The following is a 12314-nucleotide window of genomic DNA, read 5'->3' as shown; positions in this document are numbered from 1 at the left end:
GGGTGTCCGCCTGTTCAGTTTCCTTCGCGGAAGCAGATCAACTGGCGCTCCAGACTGCTCTGCAAGTGCTCCCTCATGGACTGAGCGGCCCGGTCGGCGTTGCGCCTGAGTACGGCGCGCAGGATCCGGTCGTGTTCGGCGACCGTCGCCGGGCCCGCACCCGCGATGGCGCTGAGACGGAAGATGTGGAGATGCGCGTGGAGGCGCTCGACGGCGTCCGCGAGCAGACCCCGCCCCGTCGCCGTGGCGAGCGCGTCGTGGAACTGCTGGTCGAGAGCGGCGAACCGCCCGTACACCGCATAGCTGCCGCCCTCCTCGGGCTCGCCCCGCATCTCCTCCATGAGCGCTTCTATCCGGTCCAGTTGGGCCTCGCTGGCCCGCTCGGCCGCCAGCCCCGCGGCGTGCGGTTCCAGCAGCAGCCGCATTTCGAAGAGCTCCACGATGCCCTCGACGGTGAGGAGGTCGGTGGCGCGATAGCCGGCGAGGGACCGCTTGGTGACCAGGCCGTCCGCCTCCAGCCGAGCGAGTGCCTCGCGTACCGGCGTGGGTGACACCTCCAGGGTGCGGGCGAGCGCCTCGATGCCCACCCGGGCTCCCGGCTTGATCTGGTGGTCCATCACCATGGCCTTGATGGCTTCGTACACGCTGTCGGCGAGGGCCTGGCGCTGAGGCAGGACCCGGGGCGGCGGGACAGCGTCGGTGGCCGCGCCGTCCGGCACATGAGCGTGAGGCTCTTCCGACAACATGTCATGCCTCCCCTTGAGCATTCCGGGCCAGGTAAAGCCTGTGAATCATATAGGGACTTGGGAATCGCGGTCCGAGTCGCGCAGTGCGTTCCCCTGTCCATGGATGAGGCGGATGACCTGGCCGCTCATCCGCTCGTAGTCGTGTTCGTTCCTGATCTCGCCCCGGATCCGGTAGTCCGCCATGACGACGATGCGGTCGGCCAGCGTCACCATCTCGCCGAGGTCACTGCTGATCAGCAGAATGGGCAGGCCGTCCCGGGCGAGCTCCCAGATCAGTTCGTGGAAGGCGTGCTTGGTGCGGACGTCGACGCCGACGGTCGGTTCGTCGACGACGAGCAGCCGGGTGTCCACCGCAAGCCACTTGGCGAGGCTCACCTTCTGCTGGTTGCCGCCGGACAGTTCACCGGCGTTCTGCTCCAGTGAGGCGATGCGGATGCCGAGGCGTTCCACGAGGTCCTCGGCGACGCTTCTTTCCCGCTTGTCGGAGACGTACCCCAGTGCCTGCGCCAGCTTCTTCCACACGGTGACGGTGATGTTCCGCAGAATCGGCTGTTCGAGGAAGACGCCTTCCTCCTTGCGGTTCTCGGTGAGATAGCCGATGCCGTACTCGTGCAGTGCCTGCCGTGGCGAGGAGATCCTCGCCGGCTCGCCGTACACCCGGACCTCTCCGGCCGTGACGCGGTCGAGGCCGAGGACGGCTCGGACCAGTTCGCTGCGGCCGGCGCCGACGAGGCCGTACAGCCCGACGATCTCCCCGGGTCGCACCGCCAGACCGATGTCGGCGTGGCCCGCGGCGGTGGCCACACCCGTGAGGGAGAGGGCTGGTTCCGCCGTCGGGTCCACCGTTCGCGGGGAGAGTGCGGAGGCTTCGTGGGTTCGGCCCACCATCAGGCTCACGATCTCGTCGTGCGTGTGCTCGGCGAGAGGGGCCGACCGCAGCACGGAGTGCCCGTCGCGCAGCACGGTGACGGTGTCGCAGACCGCGAACACCTCCTCCAGCTTGTGGCTGACGAAGACGACACAGGTGCCCCGGGCCGTCAGTCGCCGGATCACCTCGAAGAGCCGCTCGGCTTCCTGCGGCGAGAGGGACGCGGTCGGTTCGTCCAGCAGGAGTACCCGGCTGTCGGTGTGCAGCGCCTTGGCGATCTCGACCAACTGCTGCTGGGCGACGGAGAGTTCACTGACGGGTGTGTGCGGGTCCAGGTCGAGCCCGACGTCCCGGAGACAACGCTCGACCGGTTCGGTCATGGCCGCGCGGTCGATGAGGCCGCGGCGTGAGGGGGGCTTCAGGAGCGTGATGTTCTCCGCCACGGAGAAGGCGGGAATCAGATTGCGCTCCTGGTGCACCACCCCGATGCCGGCGCGGGTGGCGTCCAGCGGGGTCCGCAAGTGCACCTCGCCGCCGCGCAGCAGAAGACGGCCACCGTCCGGCGGGTGAACCCCGGTCAGCACCTTGATCAGGGTGGACTTGCCGGCGCCGTTCTCGCCCAGCAGGGCGTGCACGGAGCCGGCTGTGAGGCGCAGGGCCACCTGGTCCAGGGCGCGCACTCCGGGAAAGACCTTGACGATGTCCTCGCACTCCAGCAGTACGTCGTTCACTGGGCACCCCCGGTGCTCGGCAGGGTGGTGGCGGGCGCCGCCCGGTTGTCGGGGGGCGGTTGCCCGTCCTTGTGCGGGCGTGCGGTGCCGAGGTGTGACTGGTGCAGGCGGCCCCCGACGACCGTGGCAAGGACGACGACGCCGATGAGGAAGTTGACCCAGCTCGGATCGAGCGAGAACTCGGCACGTGCGGAGTCGATGAGCCGCATCACGAAGGCGGCCAGTACGGTCCCGAGGACCGCCACCGACCCGCCGGTCAGGGCCACCCCGCCGATGATGGGAGCCGCGAAGCTGGGGAGGAGCCAGTCGCCGCCGACGCTGCGATTGACCCCGGGCAGCGACGCGGTCGCGATCAGCGCGGCCACTCCGATCAGCAGGCCGGACAGGGTGTGCGCCAGGATGATCTGGCGGTCGGTGGAAATACCGGAGAGCCGCGCGGCCAGTGGATTGCCGCCCGCCGCGAGGAGCCGCCGTCCCGCGATGCCCCGGTGCATGAACACGGCGAGGAGGACGGCCGCGGCGAGCGCCGTGACGAGGACGAGCGGGATGTTCGCGGGCGCGGCCGTGCCCAGATCGCGCAGGGTCGCGGAGTAGCCGTCGACGGTACGCGTCCCGGCCAGCCGGTACTGCGCACCCAGCAGGATGGTCATGGTGCCGAGCGTGACGATGAACCCGTTGATGCGGGTGACCACGATGAACAGACCGGTGAGAGCGCCGATCACCGTGGCCGTCAACACGCCGATCCCGACGGCCGGTCCGGCGGGCATACCGGCGTCGGCCATGAGAACTCCCATGGCACAGGCGGTGAATCCGCCCAGGGCACCGACCGCGAGATTGAGCTGTCCGACGCACAAGCAGACCATCTGCGCGAGCCCGATGAGGATGGGAGTCGCCAGGTACTGCAGGAACGTCCGGACCGAGTTGCCCTCGAAGAACGAACCGGACGACGCCACGCCCAGACCGATGTACCCGGCCACGACGACGCAGAGCAGGGTCAGCGAGGTGGAGCGGGAGAAGCGGCGCAGCGAGGAGAGGACTTCGGCCTTCCAGGGAGCGGGAGTTGCGGGCGTCGTCATGTCGAGCGCACCACCTTTCGGTAGCTGACGATGTGGCGCACCCGGTCGGCGGACAGGGCGAGCAGCAGCACACAGCCGAGGTAGATGTTGAGGCTCTCCAGCCCCACACCGAGCAGGTCGAGACCCTTACGGATGACGCCGACGAGCGAGGTGCCAAGCAGCGCGCCGATGACCGAGACGACGCCGCCGGTGAGCAGGGTGCCGCCGAGGACGGCTCCGAGGAACGACGGCAGCATGAAGTCCTCCCCGATGGAGGCCCGGAAGGTTCCCGTGCTGACGGCGGCCATGAACCCGGCGAGCGCGGCGAGCAGACCGGACAGCATGTGTGCGGTGATGACGCGGCGGGCGGTGGGGATGCCCGAGAGTTCCGCGGCGGCCGGGTTGGCGCCCGTCAGCAGGAGCTCCCTGCCGGTACGGGTGTAGCGGTAGAGAAAGCCGAGTCCGAGGACGGCAAGCACGGTGAACTGGGCCAGTTGCGGAATCGCCGGTGAGCCGCAGACGGGACCGACGCAGATGTCGGCGAGCGAGTACTGGCGCAGCTCCGTCATACCGGACGGCGTGCTGGTGAAGGCGGCGTTCTCGGTGAGCGAGGAGTACAGCAGGGACACGAGCCCGAGGAGGGCGAAGTCCATGGCGAGCGTCACGACGAAGGAGCTCACACCGGTGCGGGCGATGATCCATCCGCTCAGGGCGCCGATCACCGCTCCCGCCACCAGGCACACCAACAGGCCCACGGACAGCGGCAGTCCGAAGCGGTCGTAGCCGAGCCCGGCGAACAGGGCGCCGAACGAGGCCATGCGGCCCACGGCCAGGTTCATGTGCCCGACGGACAGGACGACCATCTGGGCCAGTGCCACCACGGTCAGCGTCGAGATGTCGCGCAGCAGCGGGAAGAGGACGAGTCTGGCGTCGAAGAACGCCGGGCGGAGCAGGCCGAAGAGGATGACGAGCCCGACGACGAGCCCGAGCAGGCCCAGTTGTTGGGGGGCCAGGATGCGCCGGCGGGGCGTCCTGCGCTGTGGCGCCGGTGCCCGGTCGATGTCCGCCGGTGGCGGTGAGGTGGTGGTCATGCCACCCTCCGGTCGTCGATCGCGTCGTGGTCCCAGTCGATGCCGATTCCCGGCTCGTCGGGCGCCACCGCCCGCCCGTCGCGCACGGTGAGTTCGGTGCGGGTGACGGCCCTCAACTGCGGGATGTACTCGACGTACTGGCCGTTGGGCACCGCTGCGGCGAGGCTCACGTGCAGTTCCATCAGGAAGTGGGGGCAGACCATGACGTTGTACGCCTCTGCCAGGTGGGCGACCTTCAACCAGGGGGTGATGCCGCCGACGCGGGCCGCGTCGACCTGCACCACGGAGGCGGCTCCGGCCTCCAGGTACTGGCGGAACTGCCCGAGCGAGTAGAGGGTCTCCCCCACGGCGATCGGTACGTTGGTCGCGCGGGCCAACCGGGCATGGCCGCTCACGTCGTCCGCCGGCATCGGTTCCTCGAACCAGAACGGGCCATGGGGTTCGAGCGCCGAGGCCAGTCGCACGGCCGAGGACAGCGTCTGGGACTGGTTGGCGTCCGTCATGATGTGCAGCGCGGGCCCGACGGCCTCGCGCACCGCGCGCAGCCGTTCCACATCCTGTGCCGGGTGCGGCTTGCCCACCTTGATCTTCACGCCGGCCCATCCTGCGTCGCGGGCCGCCACGGCCGACTTGACCAGGTCTTCGGTGCTCAGATGCAGCCAGCCGCCTTCGGTGTCGTACAGCGGTATCTCCTGACGGTGGCCGCCCGCCAGCCGCCACAGCGGCTCGCCGGCCCGCTTGCATCTCAGGTCCCACAGGGCGGTGTCGACCGCGGCGAGGGCCAGCGAGGTGATGGCTCCGACGGCGGTCGCCCGCGTCCGGGCGAACAGCAGCTGCCACAGGGCCTCGACGTTACGGGCGTCCTGACCGGGCAGGGCGGGAAGCAGATGGTCGCGCAGCAGTGCCAGCACGGAGGAGCCGCCGGTGCCGATGGTGTAGCTGTAACCGATGCCGGCCAGGCCGTCGTCGGTGGCGAGTTCGACGAATATCGTCTCCTGCTTGATGAACGCCTGGACGGCGTCAGTGCGGTTCTGCTCCACGGGGATGTCGGCCAGCCTGGCCGTGGCGCTCGTGATGATGCTCATTGCGGTGTCCGGCTCTTCCTGGTCAATGGCCTTGGTCGGTGGCCGTGGTCAATGGCCGTCGTCGGTGGCCGTGTTGGCGCGGCATGTGCGTGGCGACATTCGGGGCAGCCGCAGTTTTCGAGTCAGCCGCAGTTGAGGAGCTTGTCGGCGAACTGCGTCTTGAGTTCGGCGGTCTTGCTCTGCCGCGCTTTGGCGTAGTCGGCGACGTTCGCCTTGGTGACCACGAAGGATCCGGAGTCCACGACCACGCCCGGGCTGCGCATCACGCACTGTTTGCTCTGCATCAGCGCGAGCACCCAAGTGCCCACATCCGCCTGACCCGTCGGGTTCTGTACGACCGTGGCGCTGACGGAGCCGTCCTTGATCGAGCTGATGATCTTGGCGTCGTCGTCGATGGCCACGACCTTCGCCTTGGATCCCGAACTCCGCACGGCCTCGGCGGCGGCGACCGCGGGGTTGTAGGCGGTGGTGACGATGCCCTGGATCTCGTTCCCCTTGGCGGCCAGGAGGTCCGACACCGCCTTCTGCGCGGTCTGCAGGTCCTTGTCGATGTCGGTGACCGTCTGCAGGAGTTTCACCTTGCCCTTGGTCTCGTTCACCGCGTCGGCCACGCCCTTGATCCGGAGCTGGGTGTTGGCGTCCACGTTGTTGCCGGTCAGATGGACCAGGGTGCCTGTGCCGCCCATGGCGTCGATGGTGGCGCGGGCCGCGCGGTAGGCGGCGAGCTCGACGTTCGTGGACAGACAGAAGTCGGCCTTGTTCACGTCACCGGCCGGGCATGAACCGAGTGAAGCCACCGCGAAGCCCTGCGCCTTGAGATCGGCGAACGTGCTGTTGATGTCGGTGGGAGAGACGCCGAAGACGCCGAACGCGTTGTAACCGCGCGCCGCGAGAGTGGACAGCAGGTCGTTCTGCTGTTGCTGATCCCACTCGGCGGTCTCGTCGAACGTCACGCCCCCGAGGCCGTATTCGTCGCGCGCGGCGGCTCCCGCCGTCTTCCACGGCTGGAAGTACGGGTGAGCGCCGCCCGGCACGAGCGCGACCTTGACGGCTGAGCCGTCGGCAAGGTCGGCCGTCCCGTTCCCCGTGCCCTGCGTGGAGGCCACGCTCCCTCCGGCCGGTTCCCCGGAGTTCTTGAGAGTGCATCCCGCCGAGGCACCGGCGAGTACCGCCACGACGGCAGCACTGGACAGGACAGGCCTGATGCGGAGGTACGACGTCAGCGTCACAACTCCCCCTGGATTCCATAGGATATTTGCGGGGAGATGCTGCGACAGACACGGGCCGGCGTCAAGACATTCGGCAAGAGTGGGCAACTGAAGTGGTTTTGTGGGGGTTTTGGCGCGGGTATGGGCTTCCGTCGCGCGGCCCGACGCGACTGTCGCGCCGCCAGGCCAAGTTTAGGTTTCAGAATCCCATAGGAAACCAGAAGCCGTGCTCGCGTAAGCGGCCGAGGTCACGTGGTCCCGGCCATCGTTCACTGCGATCTGGCTCGGCTTTTGCGAGGACGGGCCTCCGGAATGGTGCTCGCCGCGTCGGCGTCGCGGACCACCCACGCCGCCCGCAGGGCCAGCAGGTTGACGGCCGCGGCGACGAGGAATCCCACCCGGTAGGCGGTGACATCGGCTGCCGGCGCCCCGTCGGCGGGCGCGTCCACGCCCACGAGAACGAGGGCGGTGGTCACCACGGCGATACCGACGGCGCCCCCGAGCCGCCGGCCGGCGTTGAACAGTGTCGCCGCCCGGCCCGACTTGGCTGACGAGATGGTCGCGAACGACACCGCCTGGGTCGCCACGAACACCTGGCCGACCCCGAAACCCACGAGGTAGAGGATGACCCACACCTGCCACAGGGGCCCGCGAACACTCAACACCGCCAGCAACGCCATGGACAGGCTCGACCCGAGCACGCCGACGACAAGGTGCCGACGCGGCCCAAGACGCCGGTACAGCAACCGGCTGGCGACCTGGGAGCCGGTCATGACGCCCAGAGCCTGCGGCAGGATACTCAGGCCCGAGGCCAGCGGGCTGAGTCCGCGCCCGTCCTGGAGATAAAGCGACACCGTGTAGATCACACCGAGGAAGGCGACCGATTCCAGCGCCATGACGACGCTGCCCGAGCGGAACAGCCGGTCCCGGAACAGGCGGATGTCGATCAGCGGCGCGCGGGAACGCAACTCGACGACCACCAGGACGCCCAGCAGCGCGCCACCGACCACGAGGCCGACGAGCACAGGACGGGCCGTCCACCCCAGGTCGGGGCCCTGCGTCAGCCCGTACATCGCCAGCGCCAGACCCGCCGCCGCGAGCAGGAACCCCAGGAGGTCGAACCTTCCCGGCTCCTCCTCGACGGAGTTGCTGAGGAACAACGCACCGAACACGATCGCCGCGCAGCCCACCGGGACATTGACGAAGAACACCCAGCGCCACGACAACTCCGTCACCAGCAGGCCGCCCAGCGACGGACCGACCGTCGGGGCGACGGCGTTCGCCATGCTGAGTACGGCGAAGACGCGTACGCGCTCCCCCGGCGGGAAACTACGCAGCATCATGGCCATGCCGACCGGGACGAGCATGCCGCCGCCCGCCCCCTGGAGCAGCCTGAAGGCGATGAGTTCACCGAGACTCGTTGCGAGCCCGGACAATGCCGACCCCAGCGTGAACACCGCCAGGGCCGTCAGCAGGATCCGCTTTCCGCCGAACCGGTCGCCGAGCCAGCCGGACGCCGGAATGAACACCGCAAGGCTGACCAGATAGGAGATGGAGACGGCGTTCACGGAGGTGGACGGGACCGAGAACGCGCGGCCGACGCTCGGCAGAGCGACATTGACGATCGTCGTGTCCATCACGTTGAGAAAGACGGCGGCGACGTAGACGACGCTGACGGCCGTCGTCTGCTTGACGACGACACCGCGGCCGCTCACGCCGCCGCCCCCGCGACTCGGCGACCAGGAAGGCATACGAACCTCTCCAAAGTGTCTCTGCGATCCGCGACGGGTCCTGTCAGCGCGGCGCGGCGCCGGGACCGGCCCGGCGGGAGCCCAGCAAGCCGTCGTAAGACCGCTGGGCCCCCTCGGTTACGTCACCCGGTCAGTTGCGCTGCCACTTCAGCGCTCGCCGCTCGAAGACACCGATGAGCGAACTCCCGAACACCACCATCGCCACGATGATCACCAGCGCGGCGAACAGTCCGGCCGGGTCGAACTGCTGGGTCGAGGTCATGGAGTAGTAACCCAGGCCCTTGTCCGCCGAGATGAACTCGCCGGCGATGACTCCGATCATCGCGAACGACACACCGGCCTTCAGCCCGGCGAACAGCGGAACGCTGACGGACGGCAGAACCACCTTGCGCACCACGAACATGCGCGACGCGCCCATGGACCGAGCCACCTCGACCAGCGGTTGCGGCACGTTGCGCATGCCCGAGTAGACGTTGAAGAAGACGAGGAAGAACACGATCATGCTGGCGATCGCGATCTTCGAGCCCATCCCAAGCCCGAACCAGAGCAGCATCATCGGTGCGAGGGCGACCTTGGGAATCCCGTTGATCGCGTTGAGGATCGGCTCCATGATCTCGCCTGCGGTCTTGAACGCGCCGAGCGCCCAGCCCATCACGGCACCCGCGGACGCCCCGAGCGCCCACCCGAGGACCAGCTCCTGGCCGGTCGCCATGATGTGACCGTGCATCGTGCTGTCCCCGAGGACGTCGTAGAGCTTGGCTATGACGTCGACGGGGTTGCTGATGAGGAAGTAGTCGATCACTCGGCCGCTCAAGAGCTGCCAGACCCCAAGGAACAGCAGCACGATGCCGAGCTGCCCGAGCATGACCATGGTGCCGTGGCGTCCGCGTGGACGCCCGTTGGAGTTCTTCGGCCGGACCGCCCGGCCCCGTCGCATGGTGAGTGGTTCCTGTTCGCCGACTACAGCCATCGTGCTCTCCTTCTTCTCAGGCCTTGTGATCGGTTTCGATGTCGGTTTCGAGCAGGCTCCACAGCTCGTGCCGCAGTTCCTGGAAAGTCGCCAGGTCCGTGATGTTGAAGACGTCCCTGGGCCGGTCGAGAGGAATGTCCACCGTCCGCCTGATCCGGCCGGGGCGCCCCGTCATGACCGCGACACGGTCCGAGAGGGCGATCGCCTCGGTCAGGTCGTGGGTGATGAAGATGACCGAGGTCTGCCGCCGCTGCCACAGGTCCAGAACGGTCTTCTGCATCGTCTGCTTCGTGATCGCGTCGAGCGCGCCGAAGGGTTCGTCCATGAGCAGCACTTCGGGCTCGTAGACCATGGTGCGTGCGATGGAGCAGCGTTTCTGCATACCCCCGGAAAGCTGCCGCGGATAGTGGTTCTCGAAGCCTTCCAGGCCGACGATCTTGATCCATTCCCTGGCGCGCTCGACCCGCTCCTGCTTGGGAACCTTGCGGATCTCCAGCGGCATCATGATGTTCTCGATCACGGTGAACCAGGGGAAGAGATTGGAGTCCTGGGTGATGTATCCGATCTCCAGCTTGTCCAGTTCCCGGTCGCCCTTGAGACACCGTATGGTTCCGTCGGTCGGCTGGAGCAGACCGGACGCGATGTTCAACAGGGTGCTTTTTCCGCACCCGCTGGGCCCGACGACGGTGAAGAACTCCTTTTCACGGACTGTGACGGAAACGTCCTGGAGGACGTCCATCATCTTTCCGCTCGGAGTCACGAATCGGTGCGTGAGATCCCCGAGGATCACCGCCGGCCGCTCAGTACTGAGGTCCTGCATATCTTCCTCCGCCTCGTCCCTGCCCCGGCGTCAGCACAAGCCGTGCCGGCGTTCCGCTCCGGTTCACTTCTGGTAGTCCGACGTGTAGGCCCCTTCGACCACTTCCGCGGACGGCTGGTCGAACATCTTGAGTCCGGCGAGGACTTCGACGCTCTTGGCGAACTGCTCCTCGCTCATGGAGGCGTCCTTGGCCCACTTGTAGGTCTCCATGCTGTCCGCGAGGACTTTCTCGTCGAAGGAGTTCATGTCCTTGTGCAGGACCTTCGCGGCCTCGTCGGGGTTCTCGTCCAGGTAGTTGTTTGCCTTGCCGACGGCGTTGCAGATCTTCTCGCTGATATCGGGGTGCTCTGAGGCGTACTTCGTCGAGGAACCGATGCCGGACCAGGAGACTCCGTCCAGCTCGGAGAACAGGTCGGAGCTCCCGGTGTCGTAGATGATGCGGCCCGGCGCCACCGAAAGAACCTGGTCGGGGATCGGCTGCGGCTGGAAGACCAGGCCCACTTGGCCCTTCTGGAACGCGGCTGTCGATGCGGCGGTGCTGGCCTGCGAGAGCACGCCGATCGATTCCGCGGGAAGGCCCTCCTTCTTCAGCAGGCTTTCCAGCAGCTTCGCGCCGGGATTGACGGTACGGCCACCGATCGCCGTGATGTTCTCGCCCTCCAGGGCCGCCAGCTTCTCCTTCAGCGACATGGATTCGTTCATGTTGTTCCGGTCCCATGCCACATTGCTCACCGCGAGGATGTACGAGGGGTCCACCTGCGTCACACACACCTGTTGCAGATCCGTGTCCTGCGCCGCCGCCTGGACAACCGTGGTGGTATTGACGGCGCCGTACTGCACCTTTCCTGTGGCGATCTGGAGACTCGCGTTCGCGATGATCTGCACCTTGACGTCGAGGCCTTCGTCCTCGAAGTATCCGAGTTCGTCGGCAAGGAAGATCGGGGCATTCGCCGGCGCCGCTATGGACACCGACACGGTGATCTGGTCCCCCGCACCGGGATTGGAGCCGCCGGCGCAGCCCGCGGCCGCCGTCAGCGCGATCGCCGCTGTGACGGCGCCCAAGCGCCGTCTCACGGAGCCGGACAGTACTTTCGATGAAGCGCCGTTGCTTCGGTTGTTCATTTCAGGTCCCTATCTCGCGACTCTTCAGGTCCCGATCTCGCGGCTCGCGGACGCTCACACGGCTTGGTCCGAACTCTCCGACGTGCATCGCATTCACGTCCGGCGGACAGAGCAACGAACAGTCGACGGCCGTCCCGCCACCGATGTCGTCTGTTCCGCCTTGGCGAATGAATCGAGTCGAGTCGAGGAATTCAGCGCCCCGACCTACGGCACTTCGCCTCGAAGTGCTGGTCGTAGCAGCCCGTGGTGCCCTGTGGGCCGAGCAAGAGGCGGTTGAAACTTCTCTACGCTGCCGAAAGTGCTTGGTTGTACGGCGAGTTCGATGCCGTGGGGTAGGGGTGTAGGGGTCTCACCCGTTCAGGGGCGGAGCGGTCAGCCCCGTTCAGGCCCGGAGCGGTCAGCCCGCGTCGGCGACCAGGCCGGCCTTCTGCACGCCGAAGACGGCGACGGCCTCGTCGTTGTCGGGCCGGTCACCACTGACGCCGACCGCGCCGAGCAGTTCGCCGTCCTCGTCCCGGATCAGCACACCGCCCTTGGACGAGGCGACCCGTCCCTCGGAGATCGAGGCCAGCGCCGCGAAGAAGGCCGGGTCGCGGGTGGCGTGGCGGGCTCCGACGGCGCCGCCCTGGCCGGTGCCGAGGGAGCCCCAGGCCTTGGCGTGGGCGATCCCCGGGCGCAGGATCCCCGCCCCGTCCTCGCGTTTTACGACCTTCGGGTGGCCGCCCGGGTCGAGCACGGTGACCGTCAGGGGACGCAGTCCCAGCTCACGTGCGTGGCTCAGGGCCGCGTCCACGATTTCCGAAGCCTGGGTCACGCTCAGTCCACTCATGTCTGTCGCTCCTTGTGTCATGTCGGTGTGGGAGTGGT

The 12314-nt window shown here is 67.7% G+C and carries 11 protein-coding genes; all 11 read right to left on the bottom strand.

The window, feature by feature from the left end; translation table 11 throughout:
* Positions 1-14: 14 nt before the first annotated feature.
* Complete coding sequence (locus AB0N66_RS29005; RefSeq protein ID WP_365440471.1) at positions 15-746, bottom strand: GntR family transcriptional regulator; 732 nt, start codon at positions 744-746, stop codon at positions 15-17.
* 45 nt (positions 747-791) lie between these two features.
* Positions 792-2345: a sugar ABC transporter ATP-binding protein gene (locus tag AB0N66_RS29000; protein WP_365440469.1), complete on the bottom strand. Its 1554-nt coding sequence runs from the start codon at positions 2343-2345 to the stop codon at positions 792-794.
* On the bottom strand, positions 2342-3421 hold the full coding sequence (locus AB0N66_RS28995; protein ID WP_365440467.1) for an ABC transporter permease: 1080 nt from the start codon (positions 3419-3421) through the stop codon (positions 2342-2344). Before AB0N66_RS28995 ends, AB0N66_RS29000 begins: the two co-directional genes overlap by 4 nt.
* The gene (locus AB0N66_RS28990) at positions 3418-4491 is read right to left on the bottom strand and encodes an ABC transporter permease (protein ID WP_365440465.1); all 1074 of its coding nucleotides are present in this window, start codon (positions 4489-4491) and stop codon (positions 3418-3420) included. The genes AB0N66_RS28995 and AB0N66_RS28990 overlap by 4 nt, the downstream gene beginning before the upstream one ends.
* On the bottom strand, positions 4488-5576 hold the full coding sequence (locus AB0N66_RS28985) for a mandelate racemase/muconate lactonizing enzyme family protein (RefSeq protein ID WP_365440463.1): 1089 nt from the start codon (positions 5574-5576) through the stop codon (positions 4488-4490). Before AB0N66_RS28985 ends, AB0N66_RS28990 begins: the two co-directional genes overlap by 4 nt.
* 122 nt (positions 5577-5698) lie before the next feature.
* Positions 5699-6781, bottom strand: a complete 1083-nt coding sequence (locus tag AB0N66_RS28980; RefSeq protein WP_365440519.1) for a substrate-binding domain-containing protein — start codon at positions 6779-6781, stop codon at positions 5699-5701.
* Between the two features lie 272 nt (positions 6782-7053).
* Positions 7054-8499, bottom strand: coding sequence for an MDR family MFS transporter (locus AB0N66_RS28975; RefSeq protein WP_365440461.1), 1446 nt, complete (start codon positions 8497-8499; stop codon positions 7054-7056).
* A 166-nt stretch (positions 8500-8665) separates the two neighbouring features.
* Positions 8666-9505 carry an ABC transporter permease gene (locus tag AB0N66_RS28970; protein WP_365440459.1) on the bottom strand — a complete coding sequence of 280 codons (840 nt, stop codon included), beginning with the start codon at positions 9503-9505 and terminating at the stop codon, positions 8666-8668.
* A gap of 16 nt (positions 9506-9521) precedes the next feature.
* The gene (locus tag AB0N66_RS28965) at positions 9522-10325 is read right to left on the bottom strand and encodes an ABC transporter ATP-binding protein (protein WP_365440457.1); all 804 of its coding nucleotides are present in this window, start codon (positions 10323-10325) and stop codon (positions 9522-9524) included.
* Between the two features lie 63 nt (positions 10326-10388).
* Positions 10389-11399 (bottom strand): ABC transporter substrate-binding protein, encoded by a 1011-nt coding sequence (locus tag AB0N66_RS28960; protein WP_365440455.1) that lies wholly within the window; start codon positions 11397-11399, stop codon positions 10389-10391.
* Positions 11400-11844: 445 nt separating this feature from the next.
* Positions 11845-12276, bottom strand: coding sequence for a heme-binding protein (locus AB0N66_RS28955; protein WP_365440453.1), 432 nt, complete (start codon positions 12274-12276; stop codon positions 11845-11847).
* Positions 12277-12314: the final 38 nt, after the last annotated feature.

Source organism: Streptomyces sp. NPDC093544 (assembly GCF_040683495.1).
In the GTDB taxonomy this organism is placed as follows: domain Bacteria; phylum Actinomycetota; class Actinomycetes; order Streptomycetales; family Streptomycetaceae; genus Streptomyces.
The sequence above is the reverse complement of the archived record's forward strand: the minus strand, read 5'-3'. Positions and strand labels throughout refer to the sequence as shown.